The organism is Roseibium aquae, assembly GCF_008711285.1.
Taxonomy (GTDB): domain Bacteria; phylum Pseudomonadota; class Alphaproteobacteria; order Rhizobiales; family Stappiaceae; genus Roseibium; species Roseibium aquae.
Map to the genome: position 1 here is coordinate 114,263 of NZ_VXDC01000011.1, position 19,124 is coordinate 133,386.

General features: G+C 57.8%; 15 protein-coding genes and 1 tRNA gene. 12 read left to right on the forward strand and 4 right to left on the reverse strand.

All coding sequences use genetic code 11. The features are described 5' to 3' along the window. Position 1: 1 nt before the first annotated feature. From F0184_RS16980 to F0184_RS16990, 3 genes are all read left to right on the forward strand, one after another. Complete coding sequence (locus F0184_RS16980; protein ID WP_150497392.1) at positions 2–1,432, forward strand: dihydrolipoyl dehydrogenase family protein; 1,431 nt, start codon at positions 2–4, stop codon at positions 1,430–1,432. Positions 1,433–1,482: 50 nt separating this feature from the next. Then, positions 1,483–2,985: a sensor histidine kinase gene (locus F0184_RS16985; protein WP_150497393.1), complete on the forward strand. Its 1,503-nt coding sequence runs from the start codon at positions 1,483–1,485 to the stop codon at positions 2,983–2,985. 192 nt (positions 2,986–3,177) lie between these two features. Continuing rightward, positions 3,178–3,254: transfer RNA gene (locus F0184_RS16990), tRNA-Arg, on the forward strand. Between the two features lie 510 nt (positions 3,255–3,764). On the opposite strand, the gene F0184_RS16995 is transcribed toward F0184_RS16990, so the two are convergent. Further along, positions 3,765–4,646, reverse strand: a complete 882-nt coding sequence (locus F0184_RS16995) for a Crp/Fnr family transcriptional regulator (RefSeq protein ID WP_150497394.1) — start codon at positions 4,644–4,646, stop codon at positions 3,765–3,767. A 589-nt stretch (positions 4,647–5,235) separates the two neighbouring features. On the opposite strand from F0184_RS16995, the gene F0184_RS17000 reads away from it, so the two are divergent. From F0184_RS17000 to F0184_RS17025, 6 genes are all read left to right on the forward strand, one after another. Further along, a complete protein-coding gene (locus F0184_RS17000) occupies positions 5,236–6,594 on the forward strand; it encodes a DsbA family protein (protein ID WP_150497395.1) in 1,359 nt (452 codons plus the stop codon). Further along, the gene (locus F0184_RS17005; protein WP_150497396.1) at positions 6,595–7,572 is read left to right on the forward strand and encodes a hypothetical protein; all 978 of its coding nucleotides are present in this window, start codon (positions 6,595–6,597) and stop codon (positions 7,570–7,572) included. Between the two features lie 52 nt (positions 7,573–7,624). Further along, positions 7,625–8,725 carry a glutathione S-transferase N-terminal domain-containing protein gene (locus tag F0184_RS17010; RefSeq protein ID WP_150497397.1) on the forward strand — a complete coding sequence of 367 codons (1,101 nt, stop codon included), beginning with the start codon at positions 7,625–7,627 and terminating at the stop codon, positions 8,723–8,725. Positions 8,726–8,754: 29 nt separating this feature from the next. Next, the gene (locus tag F0184_RS17015) at positions 8,755–9,540 is read left to right on the forward strand and encodes an SDR family NAD(P)-dependent oxidoreductase (RefSeq protein WP_150497398.1); all 786 of its coding nucleotides are present in this window, start codon (positions 8,755–8,757) and stop codon (positions 9,538–9,540) included. A 348-nt stretch (positions 9,541–9,888) separates the two neighbouring features. Further along, a complete protein-coding gene (locus F0184_RS17020; RefSeq protein ID WP_150497399.1) occupies positions 9,889–10,356 on the forward strand; it encodes a hypothetical protein in 468 nt (155 codons plus the stop codon). Positions 10,357–10,584: 228 nt separating this feature from the next. Further along, positions 10,585–11,712, forward strand: coding sequence for an OmpP1/FadL family transporter (locus F0184_RS17025; RefSeq protein WP_150497400.1), 1,128 nt, complete (start codon positions 10,585–10,587; stop codon positions 11,710–11,712). 244 nt (positions 11,713–11,956) lie between these two features. Here F0184_RS17025 and F0184_RS17030 read toward each other — a convergent pair whose 3' ends face one another. Continuing rightward, positions 11,957–13,015, reverse strand: a complete 1,059-nt coding sequence (locus F0184_RS17030) for an AraC family transcriptional regulator (RefSeq protein ID WP_172972150.1) — start codon at positions 13,013–13,015, stop codon at positions 11,957–11,959. A 268-nt stretch (positions 13,016–13,283) separates the two neighbouring features. Between F0184_RS17030 and F0184_RS17035 the strand changes: the two genes are divergently transcribed. Next, entirely contained in the window at positions 13,284–13,883 is a 600-nt protein-coding gene (locus F0184_RS17035; protein ID WP_150497402.1) for a GNAT family N-acetyltransferase, read from the forward strand. Here F0184_RS17035 and F0184_RS17040 read toward each other — a convergent pair. Beyond that, a complete protein-coding gene (locus tag F0184_RS17040) occupies positions 13,871–14,905 on the reverse strand; it encodes an AraC family transcriptional regulator (protein WP_150497403.1) in 1,035 nt (344 codons plus the stop codon). The genes F0184_RS17035 and F0184_RS17040 overlap by 13 nt on opposite strands. A 45-nt stretch (positions 14,906–14,950) precedes the next feature. After that, entirely contained in the window at positions 14,951–16,162 is a 1,212-nt protein-coding gene (locus F0184_RS17045; RefSeq protein ID WP_150497404.1) for an acyl-CoA dehydrogenase family protein, read from the reverse strand. Between the two features lie 863 nt (positions 16,163–17,025). Here F0184_RS17045 and F0184_RS17050 point away from each other — a divergent pair. Further along, positions 17,026–17,415: a phasin family protein gene (locus F0184_RS17050; protein WP_172972151.1), complete on the forward strand. Its 390-nt coding sequence runs from the start codon at positions 17,026–17,028 to the stop codon at positions 17,413–17,415. 69 nt (positions 17,416–17,484) lie between these two features. Then, positions 17,485–19,113 carry an AMP-binding protein gene (locus F0184_RS17055; protein WP_150497406.1) on the forward strand — a complete coding sequence of 543 codons (1,629 nt, stop codon included), beginning with the start codon at positions 17,485–17,487 and terminating at the stop codon, positions 19,111–19,113. The last annotated feature ends 11 nt before the right edge of the window (positions 19,114–19,124 follow it).

Below are 19,124 nucleotides of genomic sequence, written 5' to 3' on the forward strand. Positions count from 1 at the left end.
CATGCTGTCTCGTTTACGCCCCGATATCTGCGTTATTGGCGGGGGATCCGCCGGGCTGTCCGTTGCCGCGGCAGCCGCCGCTTTCGGGGTCGATGTCGTGCTTGTCGAGCGTGATCTGATGGGCGGCGACTGTCTGAACACCGGGTGTGTTCCCTCCAAGGCGCTGCTGGCCGCGGCGAAAAGAGCCCACACGCCCATCGGAGCGGAAGCGTTCGGAATCAGCCTTCCGCCGTCCGGTGTCGACTTCGCCAAGGTGAATGACCGGGTCAAATCCGTGATCGCGGCCATCGCTCCCCATGATTCGGTGGACCGTTTCGAGGGCCTCGGCGTCAAGGTCCTGCAGGCGGCCGCACGCTTCACCGCGCCCGACTGCGTGACCGCTGGAGACTATGAGATCCGGGCGCGGCGTTTTGTTGTGGCGACCGGTTCGTCGCCGGCGATCCCGGGCATTCTGGGTCTCGGCTCGGTTCCTGTCCTGACCAACGAAACGCTGTTCGAGCTCCGCGAGCTTCCCTGGCACCTTATAGTGATTGGAGGCGGGCCGATCGGGCTGGAGATGGCGCAGGCGCATTGCAGGCTCGGAGCAAAAGTGACGGTCGTCGAGGCGCAAAGGGCGCTTGGGCGGGACGATCCGGAACTGGCCGCCCTGGTCGTCGACGCGTTGCGCGCAGAGGGCATCGACATCCTCGAGAATACCGCTGTGCATTCGGTCGAGCGGGAAGATGGCAATGTTGCGGTGACGCTCAAATACGGCACTGGCGAATCTGAGCGGCTTGTCGGTTCGCACATTCTCCTTGCCACCGGACGCAAACCGGCCGTGGAAGGCATCGGACTGGAGGTCGCGGGGATCGACCATGATGCCAAGGGCATCAAGGTCGGGGCGGACCTGCGCACCTCGAACAAGCGGGTCTACGCGATCGGAGATGTGACTGGCGGACTGCAATTCACCCATGCGGCCGGCTATCAGGCCGGTCTCTTGATCCGGGCGCTGTTGTTCCGTCTGCCGGTGCGCTATCAGCCGGAAACCATGCCTTGGGTGACGTACACCTCCCCTGAACTCGGGCATGTCGGCCTGTCGGAGGACGCTGCGCGGTCACGCTACGGCCGAAAGGTGCGGGTGCTGACCGCCGATTACGCCGGCAACGATCGGGCGCAGGCCGAGGGCCTGACCTGCGGGCGGCTCAAGCTGGTCGCCGGCCCAGGGGGGCGCCTTTTGGGCGCTGATGTTGTGGGAGCCCAGGCCGGCGAGCTGATCAATCTCCTGTCCCTTGCGGTCTCGAAAAAATTGACCATGAAGGATCTGTCGGGGTTTGTCGCGCCGTATCCAACGCTGGGCGAACTCGTGCGCAGGGCGGCTATTTCCTACTACGCTGACTTGCCGGGCAAGCCCTGGCTCCGCCGGGTGCTCGGCCTGTTGCGCAAGTTTGGATGATCGATATGCTTCGGGAACCTGAGTGCACGCGATATTGAAAGTCGATCGGTATGAAACACGAGGGGCCACCCCCGTCCGCTCCGCGACACACCCGGAAGACCACCGCGCCCGCGCCTGATCAGGCGGTCGGATCGGTTTTCGGCAAGGCCCGCGCGGAGCGGCCCCGTGGCCCCTTTGGAGGTCTGTCCAGCAAGCTTCTGCTCCTGACGATCGGCTTCGTGATGATTGCCGAAGTGCTTATTTATGTCCCATCGGTCGCCAACTACCGGAACACCTGGCTCAAGGACCGTGTCACGACGGCGGGCGTGGCTGCTTCGGTGCTGGCCGAAACCAACACCATTGCGCCGCGTTTGCAGGCAGAACTTCTTCAAACGACCGGCGCGGTCGCCATCGCGCTTGACCAGGGCAGCCGGCGCAGTCTTATCGCCATGGGAGACGTGCCGCCGGCCATCGAATTCACGGTGGATTTGTCGGCGGTCAATCCGTTTGACTCGATCATCGACAGCCTGTGGCTACTGACGTACCGGGGCGACGGCCTGATGCGGGTGGTCGGCCCGGCGCAGATGGGCCATACCCAAAGCGTCGACATTGTCCTGCCGGTCGCGTTGCTCCAGGCTGACATGCTTGCCTTTTCCGGCAGGATTCTTGCCCTTTCCCTGATCATTTCGATCATCACCGCGACATTGGTCTATGTCAGTCTTCGCGCGCTGTTCGTTCGCCCGCTCCAGAGGCTGACCCGGTCCATGGACCATTTCGCCGAAGCCCCCGAAGATCTGAGCCGGGTGATCGAACCAAGCAGCCGTCAGGACGAATTGGGCGACGCGGAGATCCGGCTTGCGGCCATGCAGGAGGTGCTCTCGCGCAACTTGAACCAGAAACAACGGTTGGCCGATCTCGGGCTCGCGGTGTCGAAAATCAATCATGATCTGCGAAACCTGCTCGCCTCCGCGCAATTGTTTCTGGAGCGTCTGGAGCATGTGCAGGATCCCACGGTCAACCGTCTGGCCCCCAAGATCCTGGCTACGCTCGACCGGGCGGTAGGTTACACCCAGGCCGTCATGGCCTATGGCAAGGCCCAGGAAAAGCCTCCAGAACGCAGGCTGATCGCGTTGAAGCGGGTGGTGGATGATGTGGCCGATGTGTTGGGCCTGTCCGAACATGCAAGCATCACGTTCGAGAACCAGGTTGCTGGTGGCCTCGAGGTGGACGCGGATCCCGAACAGCTTTTTCGTGTGCTCGTCAACCTGTGCCGCAACGCGGTTCACGCACTCGAGGCGGAAAGGAACGAGGCGCTGGTCAAACGCCTGACCATCAGCGCGGAACGGCATGAGCGGCGTGTGTCGATCCGAGTCGAGGATACCGGTCCGGGCATACCGGCAGCGCTGCGCCCGGCCCTTTTCAAGGCATTTCAAAGCGGCTCGAAATCGGGCGGCATCGGGCTGGGACTGGCAATCGCGGCAGAACTGTTGCGGGCCCATGGGGGCAGTGTCGAGCTGGATGAAACCCGCCCCGGCGCCTGCTTCTGCATCACGCTGCCGGATCGTGGCGTTTGAGCTGTTTTCTGTCAAAGTAATATGGATATCAATATCTTGGATCATGATGCACAGGTCCGCCGCAAAAAATGCAAAAATGCCCTTGCATTCCCGGCAGGCCCGCTATAGAGATTGCGCCCTGTTCGGAGGCGCCTTTCGGCGATCCGAAATCGGGCCGGTGGTGACTAAGCGTCACGCGCGCGCCGCCCACATGCACCGGTAGCTCAGCTGGATAGAGCACCAGACTACGAATCTGGGGGTCGGGAGTTCGAATCTTCCCCGGTGCGCCATTTCTTCAGGAATGGACGCCCCTCCTTTTAAAATCGAGTTCGAACTTTGTTCGAACGGGTGCGTCAATAAAATTCATGACTGAGCCTCCCTCTACACTAGCTCCTAAGCGGTTGCAGCTAGCGTATAGGAAGCGGGCGGGATGAAATTCCGGCTATTGGGCGCAATTCGAGGGGATGGAGTGTCCTTCCTTGTCCTCTTTGATGGATGAAATCAGTTCGCCATCGGTGCCGCCGAGAGTGCTGTACGTCTCTTGAGCTGTTTGCAGCACGAGGTTTCGCAGCTGATCGTCTAAAATCACACCTCGGCGGAATGAATCACCGCCTTCACTTTTTGTTCGAACGGCACGGCCAGCCCTTGCCGTGCCGTTCGAACAAAGACGCACCCCAGCAATGTCAGCACAGACACCGAGATGTGGGGAACCGGCCGCATCGAGCAATGCGTGACTTTGACGCCTTACGCTGGGTCTGTCCGCGCTGGTTCCGCTTGTCGTCGTGAGGCGTTGATCGCCGTTATTTGCCCGCCGGGGCGTCCCGGGCCTCGAACAACTCCACCGGATCATAGGTGAGATGATCCTGGATCCAGGTTTCCAAGGCCGTCAAATCCAGAACAGCGATCTTGCGGTAGGACACCTTGATCAGCCCCAGTTCGCTCAATCCACCGAGAACCTTGTTCAGATACGCGCGCGATACGCCGAGAAACATGGCGACATCGTCCTGCGTGAGGCCCAGTTCGACGCAATTGGTGCTGCTCGTGCCGCGCTGATGCCGGGCGTTCTTCAGCAACACCCGGGCAAGCACCACCGCCTTTGGCAACGCCCTCAAATCATTCAATGCTTCGACAAGCTGATGAACACGGTGGACATTACTCACCAGAAGTGCGTGTACAATCTCCGGATGCTGCTCTGAGAACCTTTGATATTCGGTTTGTGTCAACGTCAGCAACTCTGTTTCACCTACCGCCACCACATCATGTGTGCGTGCCGCTTTCGCAAAAAGTGTGACCTCATTGATCTGCTGACCCGGACCAAAAACAGCCGTCAGCAAAGCGGATCCGTCCGCGCCAAGCGTCATCATCCGCAGGCCGCCCTTAAGGACTATCGCCAAGTCCAGCGCGACGTGACCCCGGCTTTGGACAAGTTGCCCATCAGAAAAGCTGAACCTTCTTCCGATTGCCAGCAACGCCTCGCGTGCATCTGCACTTAAAATGTTGAGGACACCGGGAGAATAATTGTTGAAACCGAAGATCATGCGAAAAAGATGACCTGATTGCCAATGCTTGTACAGCCGAAAACAGACCCGGCTGCTGACGTTTCGCAAGATAAAAAAGAGAAGGCTCACCCAGTGCGTCGCAATGGCGGTCCCCCTCCTTGCGGCCCTCGTGCCTATTTTCACGATGGACCATCCGTCTTTTTGCTTTCAGACGGCCCGGGTTTAATGGATTGCGGCGCTTGCGCGAGCAATAAGGCACCACGAAACATGGATGCCTCGAGCCGGTCCCCGGTGCACTTCTACCTGCTCATGGGCAACCGACCGAACAAGGCCTTTCCCATAACGGTCAGCGGAACGCCTGCCGTTTGCCGGCAGCACTTTGACAGCTTTGACCGGCCGCTGAGGGAACTTCACCCGAACAGCCCATAATCACTTCTATGGAAAAGGCAGCGGTCAACGACCGGCACCCATTGCTTACCTCATTGAGACGGTTGCGTATGTTATCGGCGCACTCACGCGCGCTGCCGGCAAGGCTCCGCTGCGGGCCGCAGTCATTTATGCGGAAATGTCACCTTGTTTACAGTATTCCCAGCAGTCTTGTGCTCACCTACTCCCGCAGACTATCCGCGGAAAGGCCAAGAGTAATTTTCGGGATATCGGCCTCAACCAGTCAGGTCAGTCAAGAAAACGGACAGACCGCTGACTGGCGCCCCCGGAATCCGCTGCTTACGGCCTGCTCTGCGCGCGAAAAGTCCATGAAGGCGTGTTGGTCATGAAATATACGACAGAACAAGCTGGAGCTTCCAGCAGCACGCCATCCGCCGCGAAACGCTGGGCCATTTCCTGGCTCTTGACCAGAGCGGCGAGTGAACGGAGAACAAAAACGCTCCGGGAGAAGCGCGAAGCCAAGCGCCTCAAAGACGACCGGCGGCACAGGCTGGAGTATTTCCATCAGGTCGACGATGGATACTCGCATTTGACGATCCAGGTTCTGGACCGCATCAAGGCGCAGTACGATGTTGACATCGAGGTGCACCTCGTTCCGCCACTCCGGGACGACAACTTTCCCGAGCCTGAGCTGCTGCAAGACATGTCCCGATGGGATGCGGCTTTGATTGCGCCAGGCTACGGCGTGACGTTTCCAGATACGCCCGCCCACCCGCCAGAAAGCCTGCGTGAACTGGCAACACGCGTATTTTGCAATCTCTCACCTGATCGCCTCTTGGGTGAAGGCGCCGACGTCAGCGATTGTTTCTGGCGCGGTGATGCCGCCGCCCTGATTGCGATCGCGGACAAGCGTGGTGTTGCCTCGGAGGACGCGGTTGAAGCCAAACTGAAGGCAGGTGCGGAGCGCCGCAAGAAGCTGAAACACTATGGCGGTGCCAATTTCTGGTACGAGGGCGAATGGTACTGGGGGATCAGCCGCCTTCATCACCTTGAGGAACGGCTCCGGTCGCTTGGCGCGGCTCGAAGCCAGAACCAGCCTCTGATTGCCCCCCGCCCCGCCATCTGCACGCAATTCGGCCCGGGCGCGAAAAACCTGACACTCGAGTATTTCGCCTCCCTGCGGAGCCCCTACACGGCGGTTTCGTGGGAACCCACCCTGAAACTGGCGAAAGACTCGGGCGTCAATCTTGTCTTGCGGCCGGTCTTGCCCATGGTCATGCGCGGTGTGCCGGCAACCGTTATGAAAGGGCTTTATTTCTGGTTCGATTGCGCGCGGGAGGCCCGGGCGCAAGGAACGCGGCAGGACAAGTTCTATGACCCCATCGGCAAGCCAGTCATGCATGGCTACTCCATCTACAAATGGGCCTGCGATCACGACAAGGGATACGATTTTTTCGGCGCCTTCCTGAAGGCAGCGTTTTGTGACGGGATAAACACCAATTCAATGCTGGGGCTGAAAAAGGTGGTCGAAAGGGCCGGGCTCGATTGGGACCAGGCAAAAGAGCACCTGGATGACGACACCTGGCAGGAAGAAGCCGAGGAAAATCGCCTGAGCATGTACGGCTTCGGCAGCTGGGGCGTTCCAAGTTACCGGCTCCTCGACCCGAGCGGCCGCGAAATCTTGGGCGTGTGGGGACAGGATCGGCTTTGGCTGGTCGCCAAGAAGATCGCGGAAAACAGCTAAATGACACAGTTCAAGCGCAGTTTTCTCATCTTTGCCGTGCTCGCCCTCGGCGGTCTTGGCTATCTGGCCTCGCAAAATGCCGTGCTCCGAAATCTCGTTTGGATCATTGGGTATGAGCGCGTTCTGGACAGATACGAGCAGACCGATACAACCAACACAGATATCACCGAGACGACCGACGCGACCGGCAAGACAGCAGACGTCTTGTCAGCGTTCTTCGGCCTTGATAACGCGTTGCCCTATCTGTCGGACTTGGTTCTTTGCAAAGGGGCAGGCGGCAAGGATGGCATGCCGGCCGTCTTCAGTCATGAATTGAATCCGGCGACTGTGGACCCCGGCGACTTCAAGATCACAACGGCTTCCGGCGAGGCTGGCACGGTAACTTGCCTGACGATGGCACCTGCCGATGATCCGGGCGAGCTGCGAACGGTCTTGCTCGTTGGCGAGTTCGGCAGCGCAAAAGACCAGCCCATCAAACTTGAGATCGTTGGCAACATTCTTTCGCGCGACGAGACGCTGAACTTCAAAGGGGCAAGCGTTGCCGTGACAGCCTTGGAAGACGGCCCGACAATGGTCTTTTCAGAACGCATTCCGCAAGAGCAGTGGAACCTCGAAGCATCCGGGACGCGCCTACCATGGGGTGGAGGTACGGGTTGCCCGATTGGGACCAGCCAGATTGTGCGCGTCGCTTGGGATGGCGGAATCACGAAGCCCGGCGGTGCGTCTGCGGATGATCAGATCCGAGACCTCTATCAGGTGACAATCGGGAAGCCCGATCTGAGCATGATACAGATAACGCCCTTCGCGCTGGCAGATTTGTCGGACGGAGACAACTTCCACAGCCTTTGCCTCGACACGGCGGATCCCGCGGTCTCGGTTTCTTTTCCAGAAGGGTATCTGACCGACCCGCGGGACGATCTGAACCCGGCCACCGATATTGCGGTTCCACGGGAACCCGCCCCAGTCGCGCCTCAGTGACCCGTTCCGCGCCTCCGGTTTGCGCGCCGCGCGGAAACCGCAGGACGTACCCTTGAATGAACGCATTCAAGGGCCTGGCACAGAGTTATTTTCAGCAACGGCCGGTCATTGGCATGATCGGAAAGAGGAGCACGTCATGTTGCAATCGGCCTCAAGGTTTCAGTTACTTGGACTTGAGGCATCCCCATACACCATGAAGGTGCAATCATATTTCAAATTCAAAGGCATCCCGTTCGAATGGATCACCCGGAGCCTTTCCAATGAGAAGCTGTTCCAGAAACACGCCAGGGTTCAGCTGATCCCCTTGGTGTTTTTCCCGTCCGGGGAAACGATGCAGGATTCGACCCTGATCATTGAACGGATCGAGAAGGACCAGCCGAAAAACACGATCCATCCGGAGGATGAGGCGCTCTGGTTCTTGTCGTGCCTCTTCGAGGAATTCGGCGATGAGTGGTGCAACAAGCTGATGTTTGTCCAGCGCTGGTTTTGTCAGCCAGACGCAAAGGCCACCGGCCTGCGCCTCGCAAGAGACCGCCTGGAAGGGAAATGGTGGGGACCGATGGCCCGGCCGATCGCAGCTCACCTCTTGGTGCGGCGAATGGTGCGGCGGCTCACCTCTTCCGGCGGACATCCGACGAACCTGCCGCAACTGAAGCAGTCCTTTGAGAATCTGGCTGCGATGCTGGAAGCCCACTTTCAATTACGCCCCTACCTGCTAGGAGGGCGGCCCTGCTTTGGAGACTTCGGTCTTTGGTGTAATCTCTATGAGGCCTGGACGGACCCCACCGCCAAGACCCATCTAGAGACGCATGCGCCCGCTCTGGTGGGTTACATCAAGCGCATGCTTGATCCCCAAGTCGAAGGCATTTTTGAGAGCCTTGACACGCTCGAACCGACATTATTGCCGATTCTCTCCAGCGAAGTGGGTGCCCGATTCTTGCCGTGGATGGAGGCCAATCACAAAGCCTGGCATGCCGGTGAAAGGGAAACGCGCCTCACCATGAACGGCGCTCTGTTTCAGCAGAAAACGCTTAAATATCAGGCAGGTACGCTCGACGAACTACGCCGGAAATTCTCCACCGTAGCGCAGAACAAAGCGCTGACCGTCGTGCTCGCACAGTCCGGCTGCCTGGGCTTTCTCAAAGCCGCCTGACGCCTTCAGATCCAATGAGGTGAGTTTGCATGCAAAAGGCCGTTTTGATCACCGGAGCTGGCACCGGAATTGGCAAGGACACAGCCAAGCGCTTGGTGGCGCGGGGCCACAAGGTCTACGCCTCAACCCATCACGAAAGTGAGGTCGACAGTTTGCAAGCCGAGCTCGGCACCGGCGCAACCGTCTTCAAGCTGGATGTTACCAATGCGGAGGACCGGCTGCAGATCGCTAATCTCAATCTGGATGTGCTCGTGAACAACGCAGCGCAAAGCGAGTCAGGCTCCCTAGCGGAGATCGACATCAACAGGGTACGCCGATTATTCGAAGTCAATGTGTTCTCGTCTTTGGAGCTGTCCCAGATTGCGATCAAGAGCATGATCGGCCGCGGCGGTGGGACTGTCATCTTCATCAGTTCCATTGTTGGACGGGTCCCCGCACCATTCCTGATGCCCTATTCCATGACCAAGTTCGCCCTTTCGGCGGCCGCTGCGGGGCTGCGTGAGGAAATGAAGAAGCTGGGCAAGGGCATTCATGTTTCCGTGGTTGAGCCAGGCCCGTTCAAGACCGGCTTCAACCAGAAAATGTCCGACAGCCGATTTGAGTGGATGGAGAAAGGCTCGCTTTTTTCCAAGGACCAAATCGAGCAGATGAAAAACGAAACCAACAAGACGCTCAACTGGCTGGAAGCGAACTCAACAGATTCGATCGTCAGCAAGATCGTTGCCGCTACGGAAGCCCGGGAACCGAAGCTGCGCTACGTCGCGCCTTTGCAATTCGCCTTGCTGGTCCGCTTGTTGCGAATTTTGGGTAAATAAGGTGTCGCAACAGCTCAAGCCGGCCTTGATGGCGCGATGGGCGGTATCGAAGTTGTCGCCGCCGCTGTGATTGGCTCGTAATGCCGAACGCCCTCCATGCGGAGCTCAGGCGCATATGTCTGAGTGAGCGTTCTTTGATCCAAGATGGGTATCTGGTGCGACTTTTCAGCTCCAATTAATCCGGGATGCTTCAGACCTCGTCTTTCCGGCCCTCAATGGTAACGCGGCAAAATAGTTTGAATTGTTCACTAGTGCTCAGACACAAGCGCCCGCACCCCTTAATTTTTGAAGATTAAGTCTTATGAGGGCGTTGAAGCGCTCCGGGTTTTGTTCTGGGAGGAGCAATAAATGGATACGGCGTATCCGTTGCCCTGCGAGTTGTTGAAGAAGGGGGCGGCTGAAACACCCGGCAAAGTGGATCTGCGTCCGCCGGCAAACCATGCCGTTCAAAAGACGACATGGCTGCAGGTTCATGACGAAGTCGTCCGGCTTACGTTCGCCTTTCTTTCAATGTGGCTCAAAAAGGGGGATGTTGCCGCCATTCTTGGCAAGGAGACCGCCGAGCGATTCATCGCGGATTTTGCCCTTGGGGCCGTCGGGATGATCTCATCGCGGATCAGCAAGATCGCCCCGCTGCTATCACATGAAATGCCTAGCCACTTGGTCGTGGCTGATGAGCCATGGACAATCGAAAACGAGTTTCTCACGCCAACGATGAAACTCAAGCGAAGCCTTCTCGAACAGCAATACGCAAGTCTGACCTCAAAGCCGGCCAGCGCCAGCATCATGATGGAACGAGAGGCCGCGTTTTCGTGAGACGGACCGGAAACTCCGGTCCGAAGACCGGTTCATATGCGCTGTTTTCAAGCAAAAAATCCGCGCCAAACAGGCGTGTCAAGGGTCGCGAGACCGCGTCTAAAGCAACTGAGGCAACGATCAGCCACAACTCAAATAGCAACTGATTTTAACCGGCAATGGCGCTGGAGGGCCATGCACTTGCGGGTGCAACAGCTGGGTGAAATGGGGGGAGAAATGATGAATAGAATGAAGATCGCGATCGCGATTTCGATCGCATTAAGCGGGACGGCACACGCTGGCGGTTTCGAGCGCATAGAACAGTCTATGGCCGTCCTTTTCGAACAGGGTCGGCATTTCCAGATCGGCGGGTACTTCGCTTTTCCTAGAGTTTCAGGTGTCGGGAGCAGCATCTCTCCCACGCCGGGCCAAAACTCCGGCAATCTTGCTGAGAATTTTTGGAACATAAATGCTGCCTTCAAAGACGACATCAACGACCGGTTCTCATACGCGATTATTTTCGATAACCCCTACGGCGCAAACATCGCTTACCCTTCGTCAGGATTCTTTGCCTCCAATTCCAACGCGAGCATCACGACACACGCACTCTCAGGTGTTCTTCAATACAATATGCCAGAAACGTTGAGTGTCTTTGGCGGCAGCTTCAGTATCTATGGCGGCCCGAAAGTTCAATATTCGGATGCCCATGCAAGTATTCCGTTCACGTTCGGCGGATATAGTGCCACCGTGGACCCTGCATTTGGCTTTGGGTTTCTGGCTGGCGTTGCCTTTGAAAAGCCGGATATCGGCATGCGGATAGCCCTCACCTATGGGTCCGCTATCAACACAAACTGGTCGACCACGGAGAGTTTTGGGAATTTAGCTGGTGGCGCACCGGTCGCCACAACCACGGCCTTTGACACCCCTGAATCCCTTAATTTGGAGTTCCAGACAGGTTTAAACCCGAAGACACTGTTGTTCGGGTCTGTGCGTTGGGTGCCCTGGTCGGATTTCGACATCTCCCCGCCCCTTTACACATCCATTACCGGCGGGCCCTTGGCCTTTTTTGCTGACGACCGGATTACCTACCGGCTCGGGTTGGGACGAAAGATCACTGAGGATTTTTCAATTTTCGGCGAAGTCGGTTATGAACACCATACCGGCAGCCCAACGACCAACCTTACACCGGTCGATGGCTTTCTAAGCTATAGTTTGGGCGCAACGAAAGAATTCGGGCGGACAAAAGTTACCCTTGCAGGACGATACGTGGATGTCGGGGATGCCGACAGCCAGCTCGGGCCGTTTGTTCCCGCCGGCGAGTTTAAGGACAACTCGCTGTTCGCGATTGGCATGAGAATCGGGTTCGACCTGAACTAGCTCTGCCCTTTGATTGGAGAAAGGGGCTGCATCTCTGGCTCACTTTGGAGTGACCAGGACGGAATCGTCAGCCCCTTTCGAAATCATGGAAAGCCTTCTTCTGTCCCGTCCGCACCACCGGCCAATTGTCCGGATTGACCGGCAGGTCTTTTTTTGCTCGTAAAACCTCATATGCCGGGGCACTTGTCGCGTTGTGACCAAGCCTGACAACCGCGGTCAAACCGAATGCGCCGAAGCCTCGCCCTCAGACACTTGAGACCGCATTGTGCTTGGCGTTGCGCCGATATTCGGATGGGGGAACACCGATCAATCGTTTGAATGAATGCCGAAAATTCGCAGCATCACTGAAACCGAGCCGATAGGCGATATCTTCGCTCGTCATGTCGGTTTCACGCAAATAGCGAATGGCCAACTCGGCCCGGATCGACGAAAAGACTTCGCTGTAGCTTGTGCCCTCCGCAGCCAGAGCGCGGCGCAAGGATCTGGGGTGAATATTCAAGGTCTTGGCCACATCGCCCAACCGCCGCATGTGTCCCAGGTTTTCAATCAGTATTCTGCGAACGGCACCTGCCATATCGGAAACCTGCTCGATTTCGAGAAGCATGGTCTCGCAAATCTCACTGACCATCGCGTTCGATCGTGGATCTGCAAACGGAAGCGGGGCGTGCAAATGTGCGGCATCGAATTCGTAGCCATTCTCGGCCTGCCCATAATCGACCTGGGCACCGAAAAGGCCCGTATAGAGGGTGCTGTGCTTTGGCCTTCCATACCGCAACATGATTCTCTTGAAGACAAATTGCGGTCCGAGCAAGTCGCGGATGACTTTCTGATGCGCCGCCAAGGCAAACTCGACGGCAAACCGGTAGATCTCGGTGGTTTCGTCGTACCAATGCATCGGGGAGAGGCAGCACAGAACACTGGTTTCGGATTTGGTCATCACCGCCATGCAACAGGGCGTTCCAATCCGAATGTATTTGTTCGTCAAATCGACGACTTCGGCCAGCGTTCGGCTGCTCAGCATCGCGTAGCCATACATGCCATAGGACGTGACACAAACCCGCGACCCGGCGTTGAGAGCGATGGCCAGATCTGTCGAAAGACGGAGCGCGTTACCAATGACGGCTTCCAACTGGCGATAAGACACCCTGCAATCGTGGCTCGCAAGTTGCGTTGGCGTTAGATCTGTGTCTGCCAAGGCATGATGCGCATCGACGCCCTCGGATCGCAACTGTTCGACGATTGCAAACAGGGTGTCGGCTTTGTGAACACGCGCGTAGTAAGACGGCGCCGGATTCCGCGCCACCCATGTTATACCGCCTTCTTTTCCTGCGGCCTTTTGACGTCTCCTCATTCTTTGGAGTTTATCACCCCCTGCATTCTCAAAACAATATTTCCTTTCAATTCGCGTAATTCTGTCGTCTCAAGTAAAATTTCAGTCATCTCATCTCAATTCAAGCCCTCGTGACCCGGGCTACGATTATCAAAATTGCCGCGGGTCGCGTCTCTGCCCCGGACGTGAAACCTACAAGAACCAAGGTTGTTGCCAGGACAATATCGGAAACCCGGATAGAATGAGTTCGATTGGTCTGCCACGCCGCGTCCACGCCCAGGACGAACAACGTTTGTTGTGCCACTTCTTGCAACTCGACAGCAATGACAGGCGGTATCGGTTTGGATCGCCGGTTTCCGACGGCAAATTGCAGGACTACGTCCAGATGATCGTTCTTCAGGACGACACCCTTTTTGCCGTCGAAGACACCAATTTGCATTTTATCGGGGTCGCGCATCTCTCGATGGAGGCGGAGCACGCCCATATCGGGGTGTCGGTCTTGCAGGGCTGGCGCGGAAAAGGTGTTGCCAAATCTCTGGTGCGACGCTGCCTTCAACGGGCCCGGAACGCGGATGTGAAGGTCGTGCACATGACGAGGTTGATGGACAACCGGCCAATGGCCGTTCTCGAGAAGAAGCTCGGATTCGTGACGTATTCGACAGGTGCCGAGACCGAGGCTGAGAAAACCATTTCCGGACTAACCCTGTGCAGCCTGATCGCCGAAGGCCTCGACAATTGGCTGGCGGTGATTGATCACAACCATAAAGTCCAGAATCTGGTCATCCGTCAGTGCTGTGAAGGCTCTGCTTCCGCAACTGAGGCCACCGGTCAACTTCGATGACCAGTGGCATAATTGCCTGCCACAGGCATTTCTGAGCGGTAGCGCTTCGGGGGCGCGCCATACCAGCGACGGAAGGCCTGTGTGAACACACTTTGCTCCGAATAGCCAAGCGCGTCCGAAACCTGCGACAGCGGCAGCCGCGTATTTGTCACCAATGACAAGGCCCGGTGGCGGCGCCATTCCTCGACCAATCCACGGATCGTTGTGCCTTCGGCCCGTAGGCGGCGCTGCAGTGTATGCGGGGGCAATTGCAATGTTTCGGCGACAGTCTCCAGCGTGCAACTGCCCTGTTCCATGCGCTGCGCCACGGCTCTGCGTGCCATCTCGACAATATTGCCTGCCGCTTCCGTCCGTAACTTGGTCAGGTATCGACGGATCGGTATTTGCTGGAACTGATCGGCATAGGCAAGCGGCCGGTCCAGCAGTCCGGTGTCGAAACTGAGCGCATTTCGCTCCGCCTCGTAGCGGACCGGACATTGGAAATAGCTCGAGACCGCGGCGGCCGATGGCCCCTTTTCGTGCCGGAAGGAGGCCTCGACCAAATCAATGTCGCGTTCCACAAGTGTGTTGAGGACACATTTTGCCTGGGCCACCACAAGCTCGGTGTTGCAGCGGTCCTGGGGGGCATCGTCGCGCTGGACCAGAATGACCGAGGCCGTACCGCCGGTTTCTTCCAGAGCCACAAACGTTGCATTGGAGTAGATGACCAGATTGGCTATGATTGCGTCGATGGCGCCACGCACCGTTTTCTCGGACCGTGTGACCAGAGCCACCGGCCCGAGAAAATCAATCTCCTGCTGCTTGGCAAGCCGCAAACCGATATCCGGCATGTCCCATTGCCGCGCGCAGAGCTGCAGCAAGCTGCAGAACCCGCTATATTCGACCCGCATTTCCGGGTTGAACAGCGCTTGTGGATCGAGCCCCGCATCCAGCATCAGCGACACGAGATTGGGAGTTCTGCCGCGTGCAATGGCACTGAGGCCAATCAGTTTTGTGGCCCGCGCGTAGTAGGGTCCGGTCATCTTGCGCCCCCACTCCGTCCGCTCCTGGCTCCGGTCGATGCTGTGTCAGACAAAGGCACTGTGCCCCGACACATGCCGGCCGACGATCAGGCTTTGGATCTCCGCCGTGCCTTCGTAGGTGACCAGCGATTCCATGTCGCACAGATGGCGCATGATGTGGAAGTCGAGCGTAATGCCGTTGCCGCCAAGCACATCGCGGGCCTTGCGGCACACGTCGCGAGCCTTCACCGTACAATAATACTTGGCCAGGGCAGCCATCGTGTCGGTCATCTTGCCCTCATCGATCAGCCGGCCCAGCCGGAGGACGTAAAGCTGCATCGACGTCAGATCGCCAAGCATCTCCACAAGGATGCGCTGGATCATCTGGTTGCTGGCGATGGGTTTGCCAAACTGGACCCGCCGTTCGGAATAGGTCAATGCGATGTCATAAGCTGCCGTGGCATTGCCGACCGCCGCCCAGGCGACACCGTTGCGTGTCCCCGCGAGCACTTTTGCAACGTCCATGAAGGAGCGGCATTTTTGTAGCCGCGCATCCTCGGACACACGGCAGTTGTCAAGCACGATATCAGCGTTCTGCACGCACCGCAGGGACAGCTTCCGTTCGATCTTGGTGGCGCTGTAGCCCGGATTGTCTTTTTCGACCACGAACGCCTTGACCTGCTTGTCGGCCACGTCACGGGCGAAGACGATGATGTAATCGCACCATACGGCATTGCCCGGCCAGCGTTTCAGGCCGTTCAGGATCCAGTCATTGCCCTGGCGCTCGGCAGTGGTTTCGAGCGATACCGAATCCGACCCGTGATCAGGTTCCGTCAGAGCAAAGGCGCCGATCTTGTCAAGGCGGGCCATCTGCGGCAAGTAATAGGCCTTCTGCTCTTCCGAACCCAGCATGTTGATCGATTGCATCGCCAGCCCCATATGCACGCCAATAAAGGTCTGGATGCTGGTGTCATTGCGCGCAAGTTCGGCCACGACCAGCCCGGACCCGACGGCGCTCATCGGGCGGCAGCCGTAATCCTGCATGTTCCAGTCGCCAATGATGTTGAGGTTGGCGAGTTTTGGCACCAGCTCGAACGGAAATGTGCCTTTCTCCCAATACTCGTTGATCACCGGCTGGATCTCTGCCTCGCCGAATGCCCGAACGGTATAAAGCAGGTTTTGCTCGTCTTCCGTGAGCTGATCCTTCATCAGGAAATAGTCGGTTCCGCGCGCTTTGCCGATGTCGCGGGCGAGTTCTGATGTAAGCCGGTCCGTCATATGGTTCCTCCCATGATCATTGCGCGGGCCTGTTCGGTGCGTTTTCCAATCTCATTGCATATGTGTGCCGGGCTTCGGCGTTCTTGCCTCCCGGCGCTTTGTGCCGGCCACCACGTTCTCCCGGCCATTCCGGCCGGAATGGCCTTAAACGGGCACGGTACACAAACCGGCAACGCCGCCTGAGACTTGCATCGCGGCGGGTCATCCTCTGAAGGAAAAGGCCTTCGCCCGCTTTTACCGGCCGGTCTCCTGCCGCCCGGCGTTCGGCGCTCCCGAATGTGCCGCGCGCGTTTCGCCCAAGGCAGCTGATGCCTTTTTGGACCCTCATCCACTTCCTCCCGTCCGGCCGCCGGTTATGTGTCGTGCGTGCCAGCAATATGAAACAATCCATCGAAGGACGTGCGGACGACAAGGTGGGCCGCGACCGGCAAAGGGGTGATGGAAGGACATGATCCCGCGCTTGGCACGCAGCTGCGGCTTTGACGGACTAAACTCCCGACGCAACTGACCGCCAGAAGCAATCGTCATGGGAAGCCCGCCACCCCGGGCGGCCGTGGCAAACCGAAGTGCTAGGCCCCGATTTGCCAATCCAGGCAAGTAAGAACTTGGCCTCAGATCACCTTTTTCCCGGTCTGGGCAAACCTTTTCGAGCGCGAACCGGTCAATATTTTATTAGCCGACCCAAAATAAACGCGGTCCCACGGGAGGATAAAAGACCGCGCTTCGTCATCTGAACTCAAATCTCTGTCACGTCATCACAAGAATTCTGCCCGCTCGGCACCGATGATGTTGTTGTTTCTGAACTGTGTGGCAGTTCAGGCCAGCCAAACCCGGCCATTTTTGGCCCGCTTATGGAGACAAACATGACCAGCGCAAGTGATAAGACCACAAAAGCAATCGTCGAAAACACCGAAGCCGCCGCAACCAGCGGTGTTGAGCTGCGCAAGGCCGCGAAGGACGTTGCCTCTGCCGTGTCAGCAGGTGGCAAAGCCTATGTGGCAGGGGTCAGCGAGATCGGCCGTACAGTTTTTCGCTTCGGCAAAGAAGCGCTTGATGAGGCTATGCAGCACGGCAAGGCGAGCCTGAATGCCAAATCGATGCGCGAGATGGCCGAACTTCAGGTGAGCTACGCGCAGAACCGTATCGAAACAAGCGCAGCCCATGCGCAGGAAGTCGTCGAGCTCGCCCGCGCCAAGAGCGAAGAAGCGATCGAGCCGATCGTCGACCTCGTCAGGCATAGGAAAGTAGCCTGAAACAACAGCGCCCGAAGCACAAAACAGCTTCGGGCGCGCCGGATTTACAATTTCTTTGGGAGGAGAAACATGAAGCATTGGACCAAATCTTATGGAGCTGACGTCCCGCAGGAAATCAATCCTGACGTCTACGCATCCATCCCCGGCCTTTTTGAACATTCGGTCGCAACCTACGGCGACCATCCAGCCTTCACCTGTTTCGGAAAAACGCTAAGCTATTCCGAAATTGACAGTATGTCGCGCAATATTGCGGCCTATTTGCAAAACAAACTCGGTGTCAGTCACGGTGACCGCGTGGCGCTGATGATGCCCAATGTTCCTGCATTTCTGATCGCAATGCTGGGCATTTTGAGAGCCGGTGCGGTTCAGGTCAACGTCAACCCGCTCTATACGCCGCGCGAACTGGCGCATCAGCTGATCGACGCCGAAGCGGAAACAATGATTATCTTTGGCGGCTCCACACCGGTTCTGGCCGAGATTGCGGCCGAAACGCCAATTCGAAACATCATTGTCGCAGATCTCGGCGATGGATCGGGCCTGCCCATCCCCTCACCGCAGGCGGATACGCGCCTGAATGGCGTCCTCCGCTTTGCCGATGCTTTGGCCGAAGGCGCCGGGATCCAGTTCAATCCGGTCGAATTGACCGGCAATGATCTTGCGTTCCTGCAGTATACGGGCGGCACGACCGGCCTCAGCAAAGGCGCGGCACTCAGCCACCGCAACCTATTGGCCAATATCGAGCAGTACAAGGCGTTCATGCCTGAAGCCCTTGAACCGGGTAAGGAAGTCGTGATCGGAGCCTTGCCGCTCTATCACATTTTCGGGCTGATGCTGACCCTGTCCTACATCTCGGTAGGCGGTCGCAACATCCTGATCCCGAATCCGCGTGACATGGATGCGTTCATCAACGCGATCAAGGACGCGAAGTTCTCGATCATGGCTGGGGTCAACACGCTTTTTTCCGGGATGATGATGCATCCCGCCTTCAAGGAGATCGACCTGTCCGGCTATAAGGTCGCCATCGGCGGTGGCGCGGCGGTGCTGCCGGCCACATCGGAAAAATGGAAATCACTGACCGGACATCATATCAAAGAAGGCTATGGCCTGTCGGAAACGTCGCCGGTCCTGTGCATCAATCCGATGTCGGTGACGGCGTTTACCGGGTCCTGCGGGCTTCCGGTGCCCTCGACAGAAATAAAGTTGCTGAAGGCAGACGATACAGAGGCCGAACCTGGAGAAGCCGGTGAAATCTGCGCCCGCGGTCCGCAAGTGATGCGCGGCTACTGGAACCGCGCGGATGCCAACGCCGACGCCTTTACCGATGACGGGTTCTTCCGAACGGGCGACATTGGCGTTTTCGATGAAAGCGGTTTTCTGCGCATTGTCGACCGCAAGAAAGACATGATCATCGTGTCCGGTTTCAACGTCTATCCAAACGAAATCGAGGCTGTTGCCGCTTCAATGGACGGTGTCGCGGAATGCGCCTGCTTTGGCGTGCCCGATGAGAAAACCGGCGAGGCTGTCGCCCTCTTCGTCGTGGCGATACCGGGTGTTGAGATCACCGCGGACACTGTGGTGGCGTTTTGCCGCGACAAGCTTGCCGCCTATAAAATGCCGCGTCACATCCGGTTGGTTTCGGAATTGCCAAAGTCGAATGTCGGCAAGATCCTGCGCCGCGAATTGCGCGACCAGTTTTGAAGGGGACCGGC

Excerpts from the sequence above, each read along its gene's own strand:
- F0184_RS17020 (WP_150497399.1), top strand. The coding sequence starts at position 9,889 with ATGGATACGGCGTATCCGTTGCCCTGCGAGTTGTTGAAGAAGGGGGCG.
- F0184_RS17035 (WP_150497402.1), top strand. The coding sequence starts at position 13,284 with ATGAGTTCGATTGGTCTGCCACGCCGCGTCCACGCCCAGGACGAACAA.
- F0184_RS16980 (WP_150497392.1), top strand. The coding sequence starts at position 2 with ATGCTGTCTCGTTTACGCCCCGATATCTGCGTTATTGGCGGGGGATCC.
- F0184_RS16985 (WP_150497393.1), top strand. The coding sequence starts at position 1,483 with ATGAAACACGAGGGGCCACCCCCGTCCGCTCCGCGACACACCCGGAAG.
- F0184_RS17015 (WP_150497398.1), top strand. The coding sequence starts at position 8,755 with ATGCAAAAGGCCGTTTTGATCACCGGAGCTGGCACCGGAATTGGCAAG.
- F0184_RS17045 (WP_150497404.1), bottom strand. The coding sequence starts at position 16,162 with ATGACGGACCGGCTTACATCAGAACTCGCCCGCGACATCGGCAAAGCG.
- F0184_RS17025 (WP_150497400.1), top strand. The coding sequence starts at position 10,585 with ATGAAGATCGCGATCGCGATTTCGATCGCATTAAGCGGGACGGCACAC.
- F0184_RS17050 (WP_172972151.1), top strand. The coding sequence starts at position 17,026 with ATGACCAGCGCAAGTGATAAGACCACAAAAGCAATCGTCGAAAACACC.
- F0184_RS17005 (WP_150497396.1), top strand. The coding sequence starts at position 6,595 with ATGACACAGTTCAAGCGCAGTTTTCTCATCTTTGCCGTGCTCGCCCTC.
- F0184_RS17040 (WP_150497403.1), bottom strand. The coding sequence starts at position 14,905 with ATGACCGGACCCTACTACGCGCGGGCCACAAAACTGATTGGCCTCAGT.
- F0184_RS17000 (WP_150497395.1), top strand. The coding sequence starts at position 5,236 with ATGAAATATACGACAGAACAAGCTGGAGCTTCCAGCAGCACGCCATCC.
- F0184_RS17055 (WP_150497406.1), top strand. The coding sequence starts at position 17,485 with ATGAAGCATTGGACCAAATCTTATGGAGCTGACGTCCCGCAGGAAATC.